Genomic DNA, 18,842 nt, shown 5'->3' with positions numbered 1-18,842 from the left:
ACAATCGACGACCCAGCCCCATGGAGAAACTAATGGCATTCGAATTCGAAACCAAGCCGAAGTTCGTGACGTTCGACATGAACGGAACGCTGATCAAGTTCGCTATCAGCGACGCGCTGCGCGAGGTCCTGGGCGACCGGCTGCCGGCCGCGCTCGCCGATGAGTACCTGCAGGCCTGCAAGGCATACCGCGTCGATGAGTGCATGGGCGAATACAAGCCGTTCCGCGAGATCGTCGCCAACTCCATGGAACGCGCCTCGCGCAGGCTCGGCATCGAATACCGTGAAGCCGATGCCCAGGCCGTCTACGAGATCGTCACCACCTGGGGGCCGTACCCGGGTGTCACCGAGGCACTGAACCGCCTGGCCGAGGAAATCCCGCTGGTCATCATTACCAATAGCGACACCGCGGATGCCGCGCTCCTCGCAGCGAACCTCAAGGCCCCCTTCGCACACATCATCAGCGCCGAGGAAATGGGCACCTACAAGCCGCGGCTCGGTGCGTTTGAGTACATGTTCGACAAGCTTGGTGTGACACCGGATGAGATCGTGCACGTCTCCGCGAGCCCGATGTACGACCTGCGCACTGCGGCTATCCTGGGCATCAAGAACAAGGTGTACATGGACCGCGGCTTCGAGCAGGACGAGCACTGGCTCGGCTACGAGCGGATCACCGACATCGCCGAGCTCCCCGTCCTCTTCGGCCTGCCGCGTCCCGCTGCCTAGTAGCCCAAGGGGAGGCCCGCGCTCACATCGAGCGCGGGCCTCCCCGGCTTATTAAGGGTTTCCGATCCTATATAGGGCTATCCGCAGGCCCGCTCGGTGTAAGCAACGTCGGCAGTGTAGGTGACCAACTTCCCACCCACTGTCGCCTGCGCTTCCACCTTCACAACTCCGGCCGGGACCGACGCCGTTCGGGTCGGGAAGGTCTGCACGATCGTCTTACCGGGCTTGAGCGCCTTCACGGACTTCCCGCCATAAGCCGAGGTCAGGGTCACTGCCATCGGAACAGCCTCGTCATTCCGCGCCTCGACCGTGAGGACCACTTTGCCCTTCACGCATTGGGTAGTCGCCGTCGCGGTCAGGGCCAGGGCAGGTTTCGGCTCTGCACGGACGATGGCAATCTGGTAGCTCACCTTCGTCACGTGATCCTGCGCGTAGGACGTCAGCACGATGTTCGTCGGTTCCGTACCGGCGTTCACCGGGACGGTGCGCGGTTTCGTGTCGTCGATCAGGATGTCGCCGATAGTTACCAGCCCGCTTGGGACTGCAGGATCGGCGTCGAGCACCACACTCGTGGCGTCCCTCGGCACCGTCAGGGTGTACGAGTGAACGCCGGACGCCAGCGCCGGGCTCAGCACACCGGTGTCGGAGGTGAGTGCCTTGAGCTCAGCGTTGGTGTTGAAGGTGTTGGTCGTCGTCGTGTAAACGCCGTAGACACCGCCCACGAAACTGATCCCGTTGCCCTGGAACCGGACGGTGACCACGGGGATCTTCGCGCCGTTGGCATCCAGCACGTAGTTGCCGTTCTGGTCTCGCTTGTAGCTGTCCTTGGCCGCAATGCCGTCCAGGACAGCCTGCGGGATCTGGTCGTACTGGAGGTACCAGCTGCTGGCCCCGTTGGCGTTGGTGATCGTCTCGTGCTTGAGCAGGACATTGTTGAGGTAAACGTCGAAGGTCCTGCCGTTATCGCCCCCGAAGTAGCGGACGCCGAGGTAGTTCTTCTCGAGTATGGGGTCAACGATCATGTCGTACTGGAAGTAGGCGTCGGTGGCCCGCTGCCCGTCCCGGTACGGCTGCCCCAGATGGGTGCCTACAGCGGACTTGTTGTACTTGTAGTTCTTGTCCGCCTCACTGTTGTTGTTATCGAACGACGTCAGCGAGTCAATGGTTGTCTCGTCGATCCGCAACTGCTCCTTCTCCCGCCGGATCAGGTCCTGCGCTTCGGCGGAATCGGGCTGGACGAGGGTCATGTAGATGGCGTAGCGCGCGTTGTAGAGGCTGTAATACGGTTCGAAAGTCAAGGCGGCCGACGCCGTATCGACGTTCTTCAGTGAGAACCGCATGGTTTCCACACCGTTTGCGTTCAGGCCGTCTTCGTTGCGCACGAGGTTGTTCTCGATGCCCGCCTTCCAGGCCACGGCATCCTCGACGACGACGTTCGAGTTGACCGTTTTGTCTGCGGTGCTCATCCGGACGAGGACGCCGGCGGTGTAGGCGGCGTTAACGTTGTTCCGGTTCAGCTCGGTTGCAAGCAGCACCGGGCCGTACTTGAAGGCGACCCAGTTGGCGTTCTCGGTTTCGTCGTCGACGGTGACCTTGGCTGGGAGGGTGTAGGAAATCGCGTCTCCTGCGGCAACCGGGACCACGACGTAGCCCGCGGAGGTGAGCGGTGCGATGTCGGTGGCCACGCCGTTGATGCTGAGGATCGGTGTTCCATTGACCCAGGACGGGATCCGCAGGCGGATGCTTGTTCCGTCGACGACGGCGCCGCCGTCGAGTCCGGCAACCTGCAGGGTGACGGTCTCCTTGTTGGGCACATCCGCCGTCTGCGTCAGCTTCAGGTTGCGGCCAGCCGAGCGGAGAACGGATGTGCGGAACTGATTGACGTAGACCGAGCTTGTGTCTTCGAAGTAGATCGAGTCACCGAGCTTGGTGAAGGATTCGATGCCGGTGCCGTGATCGCACCAGAACTCGTCCTGTTCGTGGCCGAAGATCTTGGCATAGCCGGCAGCCATCGGCTGGAAGTAGGTGACCATGCCCGTCTCGGGGTTCTGTACCGGCAGGACGGAGTTGATGAACGCGTGTTCGTAGTAGTCCGCGTACTTCACGTCCTTCGTCACCTGGAACAGCGCGCGGGAGAGCTTGAGCATGTTGTACTCGTTGCAGCCCTCTGAGGTTGAGTTTTCGCCATAGCCCGTGGTCTGGCCGCTGGTTGCGTACTGGTGAAGGGTATCGGGGGCGTGGAAATGCTCGGACTGGCTGTTCCCGCCGTTGGCGTAGGTGTGGTGGTCATGCACAATGGGCCAGAAGTTCTCGGCGGCCGTGCGGTACATGGCCAGGTTGGATTTCTCGGCGTCCGTCAGTGTGGCGTAGAGGCGCGGATTGTCCGTAAACACGGTGTAGCGCTTGAGCGCCCCGATGAGCTTGGGGATGGTGGTGTTCGCGTGGAGGCCGTTGAGGACGTCCTGGCCGGCGGCGAGCTTCTGGAACAGCGTGACTTCATCGAAGTACTCGGCGGCCCGCTTGTGCGCCGGCTTTTCAGTGATGCTGTACAGCTCGTAGAGGGCTTCGTTCATGCCGCCGTATTCGGTGCCGAGCAGTGCTGCCGGGTTGGCCTGCCGTCCAGCCCAGTTGGTGATCCAGGTACCGAACCCGTCAGCAACGGACAGGGCGGTGGCTGAGACGTTGGCCGGGGCGTTGTCGTGGGCTTCGAGCAGACCGGCCACAACTTTGTGCAGGTTGTAGAAGGGAACCAGCAAGCCGTCTGCCCCTGAGGGCAGATACGTCACGGGGAATGGCGAGACAAAACCGGCATTGGCAGGGTCCTTGGCCGCGTAGGCGTCCTGGCACCGCTTCAAACCGTCGACGGCGGCAGTCAGCTTCGCGAGCAAAGCGGACTTCGTGGTCGGGTCGGTGGTGGTGGCGTACGCCTGGGACAGCGCTGAGATGTAGTGGCCGAAGAAGTGGCCCTGGAACCGGGTGCCGGTCTCGCGCTCCCAGCCGCCGTAACCGGCCGCTGTCGTTGGTGTCAGTCCTGCCTGCTTGTAGAAGGAGAAGAGGAACTTCTCCGGGTCCAGGCTGAGCAGGTAGTTGATGGTTTTCTGGTTGCCGTTGACCAGGTAGGGATCCTCGACGGTGACGTCGGTGAGGCCCGCCTCGAGCAGGTAGACCGAGGATTCGAGGCCCTCCGGGAGTACCTCCACGTTGAATGTTTTAGTCACGGGGTTACTTCCTCCATAGGTGCCTGTTGCCGTGAGAGTCACTGTGACGGGTGAGCTGCTTGGCGGGGTGACGGTTGCTGCGCCACCGCTGATAGCGATGACGGCAGAGTTGGATGACGCCCAGCTGATGGTGGTTCCCTTGGAACCCTCAAGTGGGACGGTGAAATTGGTGCTCGCGCTGGGCGGGACCGTGACGGCATCGAGGTCTGACTGTGCAACCGAGCCGGCGTCGAAAGTGGGGTTGTGTGCCTTGGTGAGGGCGACGACGTCGGTGGTGGAGGCGACGCCGTCGTAAACGGTGTAATCATCCATCAACCCGTTAAGGTGCGCGCCGTTGTAGAGCGGGCCGTTGTAGCCGAGGGTCTTGGTGGTGGTGCTTTCGGAGCCAAGGACACCAGTGGCGGTGCCCGCTACCGGGAATTTTACGATGGCAGACTGGCGGACGCCGTTGCGGTAGATAGCAACGTTCTTGGTGGCTTTGTCGTAGGTAGCCACGATGTGGGTCCACTGGTCGGTGGGGAAGAAGGTGGCGCGCGGTGCGTCGATTGCGACCTTGTAGGGCTGGCCGGTGGAGGGGCCGATGGAGAGGGCCAGCGGCGTGGTGTTGCTCTCCGAGGTCAGGTACCACCCGTCGGAGTTGTAGGCCTGCTTGTTCCAGGTGAAAACCTGCTCGCCGGCCATCGCCACGTTGGGCTTGAACCAGAACGAAACGCTCAGGTCGGCAGGCTGCAGGTGGGCGGCTGTGCCGAGGTTCACGGCGTTGGAGCCATTGAAGTTGAAGGCCTGGCCGGAAAGGCCGGTGCCGTAGCCTGCACTGCCCTTCTGCATCGTTGGTGTGTTGGCCTTCGGGCTGACATCGGCCAGGTTTCCGTCGAACGGCAGTTCCAGCACCTTCCTGTCATCCAGCGACGTTGTTGCCGAGAAGGCAGGCGTAGCCATTGAAACGAGTCCTGCCGCGAGCATGATCACGCTTGTGGCCGCGATCGAGCGTTGTATTAGAGCCACTCTTGGTCTCTCTCCCTTGAGAAGAACCACCTGCTGAACGATGGGGAGCGTCGCAAGGGGATGCGAAAGCCAGCGGTGGATAGCTCATGTTAGCGTTCACAGTTGTGCCGCACAAGAGGCTTCTACAACGTGGGTAAATTACGGAAATCTGCCGTCTTCTGACTACCTTGCGCCTTGAATAGCCGCCGAAAGCAGGCGGTCAAAGCTGTCGGTCCCGTTCTCCGGAGGGATGACTGTGAAGACTGCGCGCCATCTCTCGGGTCCGCTCAGCTCCAGGAGTGAAGCCCGTTCCACATGCAGATTCAAGCCCGGTACCCCGTTGACCAGGAGCGGGACGTGCTCGCCGCTCTTGACCAGTTGCTGGAATTGCCTGACTGAGAGCTGATCACCGGGAGTGCCCGTCACCTCGACGATGGTGTCGTTGACCCTCTTGGTGAGTCCTGTCATGAAATTCCTCCGGTCCGAAACCGTGGGAGCCGTGAAAATGGCCGCGAACAGCAGGGTAAACAAGGCAATTGCCCCGAAACTCTGAAGGAAGGGCATGAACATCATCAGAAACAGCCCCAGGATCAAACCCAAGATACTGAGCAGGATGAACCTGATAACGGGATCTGGTTTCTTCTGCCAACGCACCAGCGTGACAGTGCCCTTGCCCGGCTGATTGAGCGCTAGGTTCTTCATGTTCAGTACCCCTTCACTTCCATTAGCGCTTCAGCCAGGATGACTGCCTGGCGTGCTTCCTTGACATCGCTGTGGAGCCCCAGATCGGAGACGACGACGGCGGTGCGGGTTGGGCCCGCGAGTTCGGAAAAGGCCCTGCTGAGGTTGTCGCGGTCTTGCGACAGCATTCGGGACGAGTGCAGCTTGGCCCTGCTGACCTCAAGCTCCAGGAGCGACTTATCGATTTCCTCGCGGCGTCCTTGCATGACCGCCAACTTTTCGGTCAGGTGCAGGATGCGGGCACGGAGCATTGACTCCATCTTCTGCGCGGTGTCGTGGAGCTCGCTCAGGGCAGCGTATGTCTGTGGCGAAGCGTACGTCTGTGGCGAACCGGAAGGGGTGGCTGACTGCGAGCCAAAATGCAAGGCCAGCTGCTCGCCTACGTGTCTCCGGCGTCGTTCCCATTTACGGAGTGCCTCTGTGTACGGTCCCACAAGCAACGAGACTGCCTTGAGCGCATTGTCCAAGGAGGCGGCCCTGGTGGTCAGGTTCGCGGTGGCAGCGTCCAACCTTGCCAGGAAGGCGGCGTAGCTGTCCGGTGCCGGATCGTTTTTAGTATTCATGAGTCACCGCCCGCAAGCCATGGCGACGCCGGTGGGAATCCCTGCCGGTCTGTCAAATCCCGCTCACGCTGGCGTGATTCCGCTCGCCAGAACGTGACCCCAACGCTCATGTCAAGAGGATAGATGTTCCGGGGCTGATTGTCATAGGGCTAATGACCTGCGGGTTTGGATGTGTGGGCTTTAGACCCGAAGGGGGCATCCTCGGAGCGAGCAGTTTTGGAGAAGCAGCCAGGGGAGGCCGGTGCCTAGAGTCAAAAGCATCACCCGAACACTCAACAAAGGACCTGTCATGACCTCCATTGAATCGGTCACCCTCGAAGTAACTGACCCCGCAGCCGCCACCGCCTTCTACGACGCCGCCTTCGGATTGGGCGAGCGGGTGCGCGTCCGTGCATCAGACGCCAGCACTACCGGCTTCCGCGGGTACACGTTGTCGCTCATCGTGTCGCAGCCGTCCACAGTCAGCAGCCTGATTGACTCCGCCGTCGAGGCTGGAGCGACCACGTTGAAGCCCGTCAGTAAGTCGCTGTGGGGCTATGGCGGCGTTGTCCAGGCTCCCGATGGCGCTATCTGGAAGGTCGCGACATCGGCAAAGAAGGACACCGGTCCGGCCACCCGGGAGGTCGACAAGATCGTGCTGCTGATGGCGGCCACTGACGTTGGCGCCACCAAGAAGTTCTACGTGGACCGGGGCCTCGCCGTCGGGAAGAGCTTCGGCAAGTACGTGGAGTTCGCCATGCCATCGAGTCCGGTCCAGCTGGGGCTTTATGGACGCCGCGCCCTCGCCAAGGATGCCGGTGTCTCTCCCGACGGCGCCGGATCGCACTGCATCGCGATCAGCAGCGACGCCGGCCCGTTCACTGACCCCGATGGTTTCGCCTGGGAGCCAGTGTCTATGTGAGCCCTGCCGGCTGAACGGGACACGCCACCGCTCACGCATTAGGCTCTGTCCATGGATGACGAAACCAAAGCCGACCTCAAGATGAGTGATGGCTTTCTGGAGAGTCTTCGGCTTGCTGGCCAATTCGGGGAGCTGATGGCCTGGGGGACTGCCCGTCGGTTAGAGCAATTCAAAAACAATTCCGGGGTGCAGGACCAACACGAGCGTACCCGGGCAGATGTACTGGAATGGTTGAAAGAAACCGACGATCCGAACTGGTGGATTCAGGCCAGCGAACGCGACGTCCTACAGGTTTTCAGTGTTTCCTCTACTTGGAGAATGACTCTGATGCTGCCTCAGCAGCCGACAAGCGCATCCGCCAGACAATCCAGCAAAGGTACGGGGTTGATGCGGTAGGACTGGATACCTCGGATGCTTCTATAAGGACAATTGGCGGTCTGTGCATGGAGCGTTCGAGCAATCGCCGTCTACCAGTAGTGATCGAGGACTAGTTTGTGGGTGACATGCCTAGACATTTCGGACGAATCGATTTCGGGATGGTTGGCGGCCGCCCAGGCGGCCAGTGCGTCGCTATAGTTGCTGAGCGGTCCGCCCGGGTCACGCACGGCGCGCTCCGCTTCAGTTTGCAGTTTATTGATGGCGGCTTGCACTTCCGGGTGGAGTTTCGGTTCCACGCGAGGGATTGTTTTGACGGAAATGTACCGACGCCAAGCTGCGCTGTTGGCTTTCAGCGCTCTGTTTAGTTCTTCGTCTTCCATGCCCTCAATTATGAGATGAGGCAAGGTAAGAGCGGGGGCATGGAATGCCGAAGTTGCTCATCTCGCTTGGCTGCATAACTCACAGATGCTTCTATATCCGTCAAGTGACTCTGGACTGACTGTGATGGGGATTGGAGCTCCGCAACGGAGCGGCGAGTGGCGTCACGAATCGGGGATTCCGCCGTTAAACAGTGGACAGGCGGGAGATTTCCCTACCCCGTCCGGAGGCCTCCCCCTGGCGCCGGATGGGCCTGCATACCCGCGCGCGGATGGAGACGTACCGCAAACCGGACGGTGCGGGCGGCACCGGGAGCGTGAGACCTCAGTCGGTGCCGCCCGTCCCACGGCTGCACACCCATGCGGGTCGTATATGCCAGCAACCGGGCCCAAACCCTCCGCAGTAACGTGGAGGCCCCGCTGCTTCCTTCAGTCTCTACGCCCAAGCCGTCTCGGTAAATGAGGAGATTACCTGAAGCTTGCCGCAAGGAAGTTGTGCTACGTCACGATCCGGGTCGAGGGAGGTTATACCCAAAGCAATAGCTTTTTTTTGGGGGCGGGCGGTGCTTCGAGAGTTACGCTCCAGAACTGCTGGAAGGAAAAACTTCATGAGGTCTCATTCAGAATCCAGGGGGAACGGGCAATCGCTACTCTCCCGCGTCAGGAGCCTGGCCGGCAGGTCAGGTCCGTCCCACCGTCAGTCAAGGCGGGCAACCCTGGACAGCCACATCCCGGTGGCGGACCGCCGGCCTGCCAGGAGCTTCAGGAGGGCTCTTTCATCCATTGCCGCCACTGCTGTGGCCGTTACCGGCCTTATGGCCGGTCCAATCGCTCCGGCTCTTGCCGAGTCGAATCCCGCGGGACTGCTGATGCGCTTCGACCACGCATTTAGTGTTTACGCTGAGGCCGGGGAAACTGTTGATGTTAATTTCACGGTCATTGCACACCGCGCTGGCTCGGGAAGCGCTGTGGTCACGATCCAACGGCCTGGAGCGGCGCCACTGACCTGCTCCCTCATTACGGCGACGTCTCCTGCCGGCACTGCGTGCGACTGGGACAACTTGGCGGTTGCCACAAGCGGCATCTGGTCCGTCACCTATGACAGCCCCGGTAGTGGAGGTGGCGCAACTGTAAGTTGGGACATCTCCGTCAAGGATGCCGGAACTCCGGTTCCCGGCCGGGTTTGGACCGAACAGTACGGCGCGGTTACCCCTGCAGGGACCTTCTCATTTTCGCTCTGGTACCAGAGCGAATTCGGGGACCAGTACAAATCCACCTACCGGGACTACAACGGCGTTGACTCCGTGTTCGTAGCAGATCGCACGGGTCTCCGTGAGCCTGGCACCTGCGAAGCCGTCTACGAAAGCGGACAGCAGAGCGGTCCGCTCGCGGACCCCTACACCACGGCCAGCCCGGGGGAATGTGGCGATCCGTACAAGATTTTCTTCGCCGCCCCCAGCGCTGACCTTCCCGTATCAGCCACGAGATGGGACGGAGCGAGCGACTGGATCCTGCCCCCTGTGGTCGAGCCGACCATCGGAGCGGGAACCTTCGCCCCTGCCAACAACACCGACCAGAGCGGTTCTTTGCAGTTCACCTCCACCAACTTCGTCGGCAACATGAACATCCTGGTCGATGCGAACAACGACGGTGACTTCACCGATGCCGTTGACCGGAACATCCCTTACTACAGCGCCGGTGGCGCCAACACGTTCGCCTTTGACGGCCTCAACGGTCTGGGTGAGCTGATTCCCTCAACGCAGCCCATTTCTTTCCGCGCCCTCGCGGACCGCACCGGCGAAATCCACTTCGTAAATACCGATGTTGAAATACGCGCCGGTGGAATCGAAGTCATCGCCCAGCGCGGCCCCAGCGCCGGCAACTCCACCCTCTACTGGAACGACACCCCCCTGGTCGGGGAGGGCAATCGCTGCTCCACTACCCCCGTACCGGACGGGACAGCCGGGATCGATTCCACCGGTGGCGTCCATGCCTGGGCGAACTGTGTTGGCTCGAACGCGAACGATGGCATCAACGGTTCCTGGGGCGACACCCGTCACATCAATGACTGGACCTACCGCCCGATCAACGCCCTTGTAGATGTTTCCGTGGCTGCGCGCGGTAACGTGGCGATCGACAAGACCGTCACCGGCACCACTTACCAGGGCCAGGGCAACTGGCTGGTCAACTATGAAATCGGCGTGACCAACCTGGCATCGGTCCCGTCTGAGTACTCCCTCACCGATCAGTTCCAGTTCGGCGCCGGTTACACCGTCGTCAGCGCACCGGTCACCACCAACACGGCCCCCGCCGGGATCACCACGAACGCTGCCTTCGATGGCGCCACCGACCAGCGCATAGCGCCAGCCGGCGGAGCTGATCCGCTGGTTCCCATCGCTGCCAGCGCCACGCACACCTACACCGTGGCCGTAACCGTCAACGCACCGGGCACCTCCTCCATTGAGGCCGGGGATTGCACGCTCGGGGCGGGCGAAACAGGCACCGGCTTCCGCAACGAAGCTGCCGCTACGGGGGCAGCCGGCGATACTGTCTCTGCCGTTGACTGCGCCTCACCGACCAGGCCCGTCGTCACCCAGACCAAGGATGTCATCGGAGTCCCGAGCCAGGATGCAGCCACAGGTGACTGGTTCATCAACTACCGCATCACCGAAACAGCCACGGGCGACGGAGCCACCTCCTACACCCTGACCGATGCACTGGCCTACGGCGCGGGCATCACGGTCATTTCCGCCGTTGCCAGCGCTGACCCGTCAAGCGGCGCCCCTGACCCGTCCCTGACCTGGAACGGCGCCTCGGACACCACCCTGGTCACTGATGCAGAGATCTTCGGCGGAAGCACCCATTCCTACGTCGTCGCCGTCCGGACAACACTTCCGGCCGGGACCGCTACTACGCCGGCCGCTGCCAACTGCGAGCTTGAGGCCGGCGAAACCGGAACAGGGTTCCTCAACACAGCAACTGTCTCCCAGCAGGGTGCAGAAGATGAGATCGATTCCGCTTGTGCGGAGCCCGCGGCAGTGAGCATCACCAAGGCTGTTGTCGGGACACCGGCAGCCAACGCTGACGGTACTACCACCATCAATTACGACATCACTGTCACTAACGCAGGACCGGGCAACGCAGAATACGACCTCGACGACTCCCTGCACTTCGGTGCAGGGATCACCGTGAAATCAGCAACGGCGACTAACACGTCCCCGGGCAACATCGCAACGAACACGGGCTGGAACGGTATCTCTACCTCCCTGATCGCTGAAAATGTCGTATCCGAAGGATCATCCGACGGCACACCGGTTACGCACGTATACCGGGTCACCGTCATCGCAACGGTCCCCCCGGAACTGTCCACCCCAGCGTCAGACTGCACGATGGATGCAGGCGAATCCGGAACCGGTTTCCTCAACACCGCGACGCTTACCAGCGACCGGGGCAACGGTGCAGCCGACGCCTGCGCGGACGCCTTGCCCCCGGCACCGGGACAGACCCTGGTCAAGACAGCTGATTCCTCAGCCGTGACCAGCCCGGCCGTGGCCGGGCAGACAATCACCTACACCTTCACCTCCCAGAACACCGGGAACGTGACGCTGACAGGTGTTGTGATCGAGGACCAGCTCGCCGGGCTCTCACCCCTGACCTACACCTGGCCCGGAACCGCAGGAACCCTCCTGCCCGGCCAGACGGTCACGGCAACAGCGACCTACGCGATCACCCAGGCAGACATCGACGCCGGACACATCGCCAACACCGCTCTGGCCAAGGGCGCCGACCCGACAGGGACCGAACGTGAAACACCCCCGTCACCGACCGACACCCCGCTGCCCCCGGCACCGGGCCAGACCCTGGTCAAGACAGCTGATTCCTCAGCCGTCACCAACCCGGCCGTCGCCGGGCAGACAATCACCTACAACTTCACCTCCCAGAACACCGGGAACGTGACCCTGACAGGTGTTCTCATCGAGGACCAGCTCGCCGGACTCTCACCCCTGACCTACACCTGGCCCGGAACCGCAGGAACCCTCCTGCCCGGCCAGACCGTCACGGCAACAGCGACCTACGCGATCACCCAGGCAGACATCGACGCCGGACACATCGCCAACACCGCTCTGGCCAAGGGCACCGATCCGGCCGGGAACGAAAACGAAACACCCGAATCCCCCACGGACACCCTCCTGGACAGGACACCCGGAATCAGTTTGGAGAAGTCAGCAGACAAGGCGGAACTGGTTGCTGGTGAGACGATCGCTTACACGTTAGTCTCGGTCAACACCGGTAACGTGACCCTCACGGGAGTGGCGATCAACGACGCGATGGCCGGTCTGTCCCCGCTGGTCTACACCTGGCCCGGAACCGCAGGAACCCTCTTGCCCGGCCAGAGTGTCACGGCGACCGCTACGTATGTGGTGTCGCAGGCTGATGTTGATGCAGGCACCGTGAGCAACACCGCGACCGTCACCAGCACCCCGCCGACCGGCCCGGCCGTCACGGCAACCGACACCGTTCAGGTCCCGGAGAACCCGGAACCTGCTCAGTCCATTACCAAGACAGCTGACTACTCAGCTGTTGGGAACCCGGCACAGGTCGGTGACATCATCACCTACTCATTCACGTCCCAGAACACCGGAAACGTGACCCTGACCACGGTGAGCGTCGAAGACCAACTGCAGGGCCTGTCCCCGCTGGTCTACACCTGGCCGGGAACCGCAGGAACCCTCCTGCCAGGCCAGACCGTGACCGCAACAGCAACCTACGCGATCACCCAGGCAGACATCGACGCCGGACAGGTCATCAACAGCGCTCTGGCCGCCGGTGAGACTGCGGGCGGCATTCGGTCTCGGCCGCCTCGCGCGGCGGTAGCTATCGTTGAACTGCCACCTGTACCGGTGGTGACAGTACCGGCAACACCGCCGGCGACCGTTCCGCCCGCTCCTCTGGCGGACTCCGGAAGCCTCGCCTACACCGGAGCCTGGCTCATCGGTTTGCCGATGGGTCTCCTGCTTCTGCTCGGTGGAGGGATCTTCCTCCTCGGCGTCAAGAGAAGGCACCACAGCCACTAGATAAAAGGTTGGGCCCGTAGGATCAAGAAACTGATCCTACGGGCCCAACCCCGTCTCCCCTCGCCCTTGCCTCAGTCACTACCGAAGCGGAAACACGTCTCCCATGAAACGAATGATTGCCAAAGTAACCCCCGTTGTCCTTCTCGGCCTGGCCCTTGCTGCGTGCAGCTCGCCCCAGGCCGTCCCGGCACCTGCCTCCCCCTCCGCTGGTGCTGTCACCACCCAGGAAGCCAAAGGCGAGCAGAAACCCTCCAACCCCGGAACAGGCATCATCAAGAACACCACCATGACCTCCTGCGACACCAAAGAAGGCGACGTCACCGCCGCAGGCACCGTAACGCTGCCAGAGAACGTCGAAGGAACCATCGAAGTTTCCGTCAGTTGGGTGGATCCGAAAACGTCCTCAGTCCTGGCCAAGGAAACAAAAACCATCGACGACGCCCCGACCGGCCAAGCCATCGACTGGAGCCTGAAATCCAAACTCGGCAAACTCACCACCGACGTCAAATGTGTCCTGGGATCAACCGTCCTCCCAGCCGGCTGACCACCCGTCGACCCGCAACTTAATAAAAGAGAACAGGCAACAGGTGACCCACCATCTCGTGGGGCACCTGTTGCCGTTCCAGGAGGGGTAGAGAGGTCAGACTGGTCAAGGACCCTTTCCCGGGATTTGAAGGTTCATGCCGTGAGTGTTCGGTAAACCTGCCGGGTGATATATCTCTTGAGGCTACGGATGATCTCTTTCTTGGTGCGTCCTTGATTGGTGCGTTTGGCGACGTAGTCTTTCGTGTCCTGGTCATAGTTCATGCGTACCAACGCGGCTGTGTGGAGTGCCTTGTTCAGTTGCCTGTCACCACCCCGGTTCAGTCGATGTCTTGCAGTGTTGCCTGAAGAGGCTGGTACGGGACAGGTTCCTGCCAGGGCGGCGAACGCGGCTTCAGAGCGGAGCCGCCCTGAGTGTGACCAGGCTGTGAGGATGATTGCAGCGTTGACTGGACCTATGCCTTGAAGTTCCAGAAGGGCGGGGTGGGCGGATTGGACTGATTTGTCCAATTCCCTTCGGTTTTCCTCCAGTTCCTTGTGCGGAGCGACGATCTGTTTTGCCAGCCTCACGCTTTCACGGCGCCCCATTCGGAGACCAACGTCTTCTTCGCGCTCTCTCCAGCCTGCAACCAATGAAATCTGCTTGCCGGTCAAGGGTTTGCGCGCATCAATGCCCAGTTCAATCACTCTTAGTAGCGCGGTCAAAGAATTTATGGACGCTGTCCGTTGTCGCGCGATGGAATCGCGCGCGACCGTCAGCACGCGCAGCGCCATGTGTTGTTCGCCTGCCCGAGGTTCCCTGAGTTTCTCAATCGGCAGCCCTGTTGTCGCACGGGCAGCCCTGGGTGCATCTATCGCGTCGGACTTCCCTCTGAAGCGCCCTATCCGGCGTTCGGGAAACGGTGCTTCAGCCACCCGATAACGTGCCGCTGCTGCCTGCTGCCGGAACTTGGCTCCATAGGATCCAGTGCCCTCCATCGACAGCAGGACTGATCCTGGACAGCCGTCGGTTCTGCGTGAAATCCACGACAGGGCCCGGTTGGTTCCTGCCGTCGTCGCCGGAAAGGTCTCGGGAGGCGATTTCTTCGCCGGTGGTTGTGCAGATGATGGCAAGAGTATGGGTTCTGGCGTGCGTGTCGATCGTGTCGATACCGGCAACGAAGTCGAACTGCTCTGCCACTATGGACATCTTTACCTCTTTTCTGGATCACTGGATGAACGCATCGATGGTGGGTTACGACGTGGCACGACTGTGTTGGGCCACACCCAGGACCGGGTGGGCAAGCTTCTGATCAGGCCAGCGAAGTAGACAGAACCGATGCTGGACTGGCGCTGAGCGGACATATCCAAGAGAGCGCACCCCGAGGTACAACGTCGGAGGCAATTCCATGGGTGAGTCACGCTCAAGCCAGTTCCAACACCAGCCTGCCAGCCACCCACAGGGTGACCATGAATAGACTCACAGTCCCATGGGATGCCGATACATAACTGTAGGATCGCTCCAGCATCACCTCTGCTCACCGCGAAACCCCAGCTCTCCCTCAGTAATCCGGTCGTAAACTGAACTCCGAATCTCTTCGCGTGAGTTGGTGCCGTGCATGCTCTGGAAGTTGCTCGTTGAATACCTGAAGCCTCATCGGCGGCTGCTGTTCGCCGTCGTCGTCTTCCAGCTGGCGCAGTCCATCGCATCTCTGTACCTGCCCACCCTGAATGCCGACATCATCGACCGGGGCGTGGCGAAGGGGGACATCAACTACATCCTGTCGATGGGCACCGTGATGCTGCTGATTACGCTGCTGCAGATCGTCTGCGCGGTGACGGCCGTGTACTTCGGGGCGAAGGCAGCCATGGGCGTTGGGCGGGATCTCCGCGGGGTGATCTTCACCAGGGTGGGGGAGTTCTCCGAGCGGGAGGTCACGCGTTTCGGGGCACCGAGCCTCATTACCCGCTCCACCAACGACGTCCAGCAGGTCCAGCAGCTGGTGCTCATGTCGGCCACCCTGATGGTCACGGCGCCCATGCTCAGCATCGGTGGCGTGATCATGGCCGTCCGGCAGGACGTGCAGCTGTCCTGGCTGATCGCGGTGAGCGTCCCCGTGCTGCTGATCGGCGTGGGCCTGATTGTCACCCGGATGATTCCGCTGTTCCGCAGGATGCAGGTCAGGATCGACGCCGTTAACCGGGTCCTGCGCGAACAGCTCACCGGCATCCGCGTGGTCCGCGCCTTCGTGCGGGAGGACATCGAGAACGCCCGCTTCGCCCGGGCCAACGACGACGTCACCGATACCGCCCTGCACGCCGGACGCCTCATGGCACTCATGTTCCCCGTGGTGATGCTGGTCCTGAACGTCTCCAGCGTGGCCGTGATCTGGTTCGGCGCGTTCCGGATCGACGACGGCTCCATGCAGGTGGGCACGCTGATCGCCTTCCTCAGCTACCTCATGCAGATCCTGATGTCCGTCATGATGGCCACGTTTATGGCGGCCATGATCCCGCGCGCCGCAGTGTCCGCGGACCGGATCGGGGAGGTGCTGACGACGGAATCGAGTGTGCGGCCGCCGCTGAACCCGGTCGGCTTTGCTGTTTCTCTGGATGGGCGGGGACACGGTGAGTTGGAAATGCGCGACGTCGGATTCGCCTACCCGGGTGCCGAGCAGCCGGTCCTGAGCGGCATCAGTTTCACTGCCAGGAGCGGGCAGACGACGGCGATCATCGGCAGTACCGGCGCCGGCAAGACCACCCTGGTGAACCTCATGCCCCGGCTCTTCGACGCGACGAGTGGGTCTGTGTGGATCGACGGCGTCGACGTCCGCGAGCTGCACCCCGACCTGCTGTGGGGCCACATCGGCCTGGTCCCACAAAAGCCCTACCTGTTCTCCGGAACCGTGCGGAGCAACCTGCTGTATGGAAAGCCCGACGCCACCGAGGACGAACTCTGGCAGGCACTCACTACCGCCCAGGCGCAGGACTTCGTCCAGGGGATGGAAGGCGGCCTGGACGCGGACATCTCGCAGGGCGGCACCAACGTATCGGGCGGCCAGCGGCAGCGGCTCGCCATCGCCCGGGCACTGGTGAAGCGGCCGGAGCTCTACATTTTTGACGACTCGTTCTCCTCGCTGGACACCGCCACCGACGCCCGGCTCCGGCAGGCGCTCAAGCACAACACGTCCGGCGCCACCCTGGTGATCATCGCCCAGCGGGTCTCCAGCATCGTCGACGCGGACCAGATCCTGGTGCTCGACGGCGGCAGGATCGTCGGGCAGGGAACGCACGACGAGCTGCTGGAGACGTCGGAGACGTACCAGGAAATTGTGAACTCGCAGCTGGCAGTGGAGGATGCGGCATGAGCGGCGCCGGAACGCCGACGGCGGCTGCCTCCAGCCCGACCCGGGTGCCGCGCCCTGCGGGAGGACCAGGCCGCGGCGGACCCTTCGCTGGAATGAATATCCCTGCAGAGAAGCCGATGAACTTCCTGCCGTCGGCCAAGCGCCTGCTGGGGACGCTGCGCCCGGAGCGGCTGTGGCTGGTGCTGGTTCTGGTGCTGTCCGTCGTCGGCGTCGCGTTCTCAGTGATTGGGCCGAGGCTGCTGGGCGAGGGCACCAACCTGATCTTCGCCGGCGTCGTCTCCAAGGACCTTCCCGCAGGCGCCAGCAAGATGGACGTCATCGCCGGATCGCGTGCGTCCGGCCAGAACCAGCAGGCCGACATGCTCAGCGCGATGCCGCTGACTCCCGGCGTCGGGATTGATTTCCAGGCGCTGGCCACCGTGCTGCTGTGGGCAATGGCGCTGTATGTGCTGGCCTCGGCGTTCGGCTGGGCGCAGGCGTACATCCTCAACGGCGTCGTGCAGCGGACGGTGTACCGGCTGCGGGAGCAGATCGAGGCGAAGATCCACCGCCTCCCGCTGCGGTACTTCGATTCCATCCAGCGTGGTGAGCTGCTCAGCCGGGTGACCAACGACGTCGACAATATCTCCCAAAGCCTGCAGCAGTCGATCAGCCAGGTGGTCACGTCCCTGCTGACGGTGGTGGGCGTGCTGGTGATGATGGTGTTGCTTTCGCCGACGCTCGCGGTGATTGCGCTGGTGACGGTGCCGCTGACGCTGGGGATCACGGCGCTCATTGCCAAGCGTTCGCAGAAGCTGTTCGTGGCGCAGTGGAAGAACACGGGCGAACTGAACGGGCAGATCGAGGAGACGTACACCGGGCATGCGCTGGTGAAGGTGTTCGGGCGGCAGCGCGAGGTGGATGAGCGGTTCCGGCAGAAGAACGTGGAGCTGTACCAGGCGAGCTTCGGAGCGCAGTTCATCAGCGGGCTCATCATGCCGGCCATGACGTTCATCGGGAACCTTGTGTATGTGGGGATTGCCGTGGTGGGCGGGCTGCAGGTGGCGTCCGGGGCGATGCAGCTGGGCGATGTGCAGGCGTTCATCCAGTACTCGCGGCAGTTCACCATGCCGCTCGCGCAGCTGGGGTCGATGGCCAACCTGCTGCAGTCCGGGGTTGCCTCGGCCGAGCGGGTGTTCTCGCTCTTGGATGAGGACGAGCAATCGCCTGATCCTGCTGAGGCTGCGACGCCGGATGGCAAGCGAGGCCGGCTCGTGTTTGAGGATGTGTCCTTCTCCTATTCGCCGGAGAAGCCGCTGATCTCTTCGCTTTCGTTGGTGGCTGAGCCGGGGCAGACGGTGGCGATTGTGGGCCCGACCGGGGCGGGCAAGACGACGCTGGTGAACCTGATGATGCGGTTCTATGAGATTGATGCGGGGCGGATAACGCTCGACGGCGTGGACGTCACCTCGATGACGCGGCACGAGCTGCGCTCGCGGATGGGGATGGTGCTGCAGGATACGTGGCTGTTCGGCGGGACGATTCGGGACAACATTGCGTATGGCCGGCCGGAGGCTTCGGAGGCGGAGATCCTGGAGGCTGCGCAGGCGACGTATGTGGACAGGTTTGTTCGGTCCCTGCCGGAGGGTTACGACACCGTTTTGGATGACGAGGGATCGAACGTGTCGGCGGGGGAGAAGCAGTTGCTGACGATTGCCCGGGCGTTCCTGTCCCGGCCGTCGGTGCTGATCCTGGATGAGGCGACATCTTCCGTGGACACACGCACAGAGGTGCTGGTGCAGAAGGCGATGAGTGCGTTGAGGTCCGACCGGACTTCGTTTGTGATTGCGCACCGGCTCTCAACGATCCGCGATGCCGACCTGATCCTGGTGATGGAGGCCGGGCAGATCGTGGAGCAGGGGACGCACGCTGAGTTGCTGGCTGCGGACGGGGCATACGCGCGGTTGTACGAGGCCCAGTTCGCGGCTCCTGTGGCGGAGGTGTGAAGTGA

General features: G+C 62.2%; 11 protein-coding genes and 1 pseudogene. 7 read left to right on the top strand and 5 right to left on the bottom strand.

All coding sequences use genetic code 11. The features are described from left to right. The first annotated feature begins 32 nt into the window (after positions 1 to 32). Positions 33 to 725 carry a haloacid dehalogenase type II gene (locus M1D88_RS18235; RefSeq protein ID WP_458112142.1) on the top strand — a complete coding sequence of 231 codons (693 nt, stop codon included), beginning with the start codon at positions 33 to 35 and terminating at the stop codon, positions 723 to 725. A gap of 77 nt (positions 726 to 802) precedes the next feature. Here the strand turns inward: M1D88_RS18235 and M1D88_RS18230 are convergent, their stop codons facing one another. From M1D88_RS18230 to M1D88_RS18220, 3 genes are all read right to left on the bottom strand, one after another. Beyond that, positions 803 to 4,948, bottom strand: coding sequence for a beta-L-arabinofuranosidase domain-containing protein (locus M1D88_RS18230; protein ID WP_458112141.1), 4,146 nt, complete (start codon positions 4,946 to 4,948; stop codon positions 803 to 805). A gap of 162 nt (positions 4,949 to 5,110) precedes the next feature. Next, entirely contained in the window at positions 5,111 to 5,629 is a 519-nt protein-coding gene (locus tag M1D88_RS18225) for a hypothetical protein (protein ID WP_458112140.1), read from the bottom strand. A gap of 2 nt (positions 5,630 to 5,631) precedes the next feature. Beyond that, positions 5,632 to 6,231: a hypothetical protein gene (locus tag M1D88_RS18220; RefSeq protein WP_458112139.1), complete on the bottom strand. Its 600-nt coding sequence runs from the start codon at positions 6,229 to 6,231 to the stop codon at positions 5,632 to 5,634. A gap of 289 nt (positions 6,232 to 6,520) precedes the next feature. Between M1D88_RS18220 and M1D88_RS18215 the strand changes: the two genes are divergently transcribed. Further along, a complete protein-coding gene (locus tag M1D88_RS18215) occupies positions 6,521 to 7,132 on the top strand; it encodes a glyoxalase (protein ID WP_458112138.1) in 612 nt (203 codons plus the stop codon). 51 nt (positions 7,133 to 7,183) lie between these two features. Next, positions 7,184 to 7,528: a hypothetical protein gene (locus tag M1D88_RS18210; protein ID WP_458112137.1), complete on the top strand. Its 345-nt coding sequence runs from the start codon at positions 7,184 to 7,186 to the stop codon at positions 7,526 to 7,528. A gap of 71 nt (positions 7,529 to 7,599) precedes the next feature. Here M1D88_RS18210 and M1D88_RS18205 read toward each other — a convergent pair whose 3' ends face one another. Further along, positions 7,600 to 7,890 carry a hypothetical protein gene (locus tag M1D88_RS18205; RefSeq protein WP_458112136.1) on the bottom strand — a complete coding sequence of 97 codons (291 nt, stop codon included), beginning with the start codon at positions 7,888 to 7,890 and terminating at the stop codon, positions 7,600 to 7,602. 605 nt (positions 7,891 to 8,495) lie between these two features. Here M1D88_RS18205 and M1D88_RS18200 point away from each other — a divergent pair. Next, entirely contained in the window at positions 8,496 to 12,962 is a 4,467-nt protein-coding gene (locus M1D88_RS18200) for a DUF7507 domain-containing protein (RefSeq protein WP_458112135.1), read from the top strand. A 103-nt stretch (positions 12,963 to 13,065) separates the two neighbouring features. After that, positions 13,066 to 13,506: a hypothetical protein gene (locus tag M1D88_RS18195; RefSeq protein WP_458112134.1), complete on the top strand. Its 441-nt coding sequence runs from the start codon at positions 13,066 to 13,068 to the stop codon at positions 13,504 to 13,506. Between the two features lie 134 nt (positions 13,507 to 13,640). On the opposite strand, the pseudogene M1D88_RS18190 reads toward M1D88_RS18195, so the two are convergent. Beyond that, positions 13,641 to 14,694, bottom strand: a pseudogene (locus M1D88_RS18190) (IS110 family RNA-guided transposase). A gap of 409 nt (positions 14,695 to 15,103) precedes the next feature. Between M1D88_RS18190 and M1D88_RS18185 the strand changes: the two are divergent. Next, complete coding sequence (locus tag M1D88_RS18185; RefSeq protein WP_458112133.1) at positions 15,104 to 16,852, top strand: ABC transporter ATP-binding protein; 1,749 nt, start codon at positions 15,104 to 15,106, stop codon at positions 16,850 to 16,852. Beyond that, positions 16,849 to 18,837, top strand: coding sequence for an ABC transporter ATP-binding protein (locus tag M1D88_RS18180; protein WP_458112132.1), 1,989 nt, complete (start codon positions 16,849 to 16,851; stop codon positions 18,835 to 18,837). The genes M1D88_RS18185 and M1D88_RS18180 overlap by 4 nt, the downstream gene beginning before the upstream one ends. The last annotated feature ends 5 nt before the right edge of the window (positions 18,838 to 18,842 follow it).

The organism is Arthrobacter sp. R1-13 (genome assembly GCF_054161475.1).
This window is presented reverse-complemented; position numbering and strand designations above follow the sequence as displayed.

Excerpts from the sequence above, each read along its gene's own strand:
- M1D88_RS18235 (WP_458112142.1), top strand. The coding sequence starts at position 33 with ATGGCATTCGAATTCGAAACCAAGCCGAAGTTCGTGACGTTCGACATG.
- M1D88_RS18225 (WP_458112140.1), bottom strand. The coding sequence starts at position 5,629 with ATGAAGAACCTAGCGCTCAATCAGCCGGGCAAGGGCACTGTCACGCTG.
- M1D88_RS18220 (WP_458112139.1), bottom strand. The coding sequence starts at position 6,231 with ATGAATACTAAAAACGATCCGGCACCGGACAGCTACGCCGCCTTCCTG.
- M1D88_RS18215 (WP_458112138.1), top strand. The coding sequence starts at position 6,521 with ATGACCTCCATTGAATCGGTCACCCTCGAAGTAACTGACCCCGCAGCC.
- M1D88_RS18210 (WP_458112137.1), top strand. The coding sequence starts at position 7,184 with ATGGATGACGAAACCAAAGCCGACCTCAAGATGAGTGATGGCTTTCTG.
- M1D88_RS18205 (WP_458112136.1), bottom strand. The coding sequence starts at position 7,890 with ATGGAAGACGAAGAACTAAACAGAGCGCTGAAAGCCAACAGCGCAGCT.
- M1D88_RS18200 (WP_458112135.1), top strand. The coding sequence starts at position 8,496 with ATGAGGTCTCATTCAGAATCCAGGGGGAACGGGCAATCGCTACTCTCC.
- M1D88_RS18195 (WP_458112134.1), top strand. The coding sequence starts at position 13,066 with ATGAAACGAATGATTGCCAAAGTAACCCCCGTTGTCCTTCTCGGCCTG.
- M1D88_RS18185 (WP_458112133.1), top strand. The coding sequence starts at position 15,104 with ATGCTCTGGAAGTTGCTCGTTGAATACCTGAAGCCTCATCGGCGGCTG.
- M1D88_RS18180 (WP_458112132.1), top strand. The coding sequence starts at position 16,849 with ATGAGCGGCGCCGGAACGCCGACGGCGGCTGCCTCCAGCCCGACCCGG.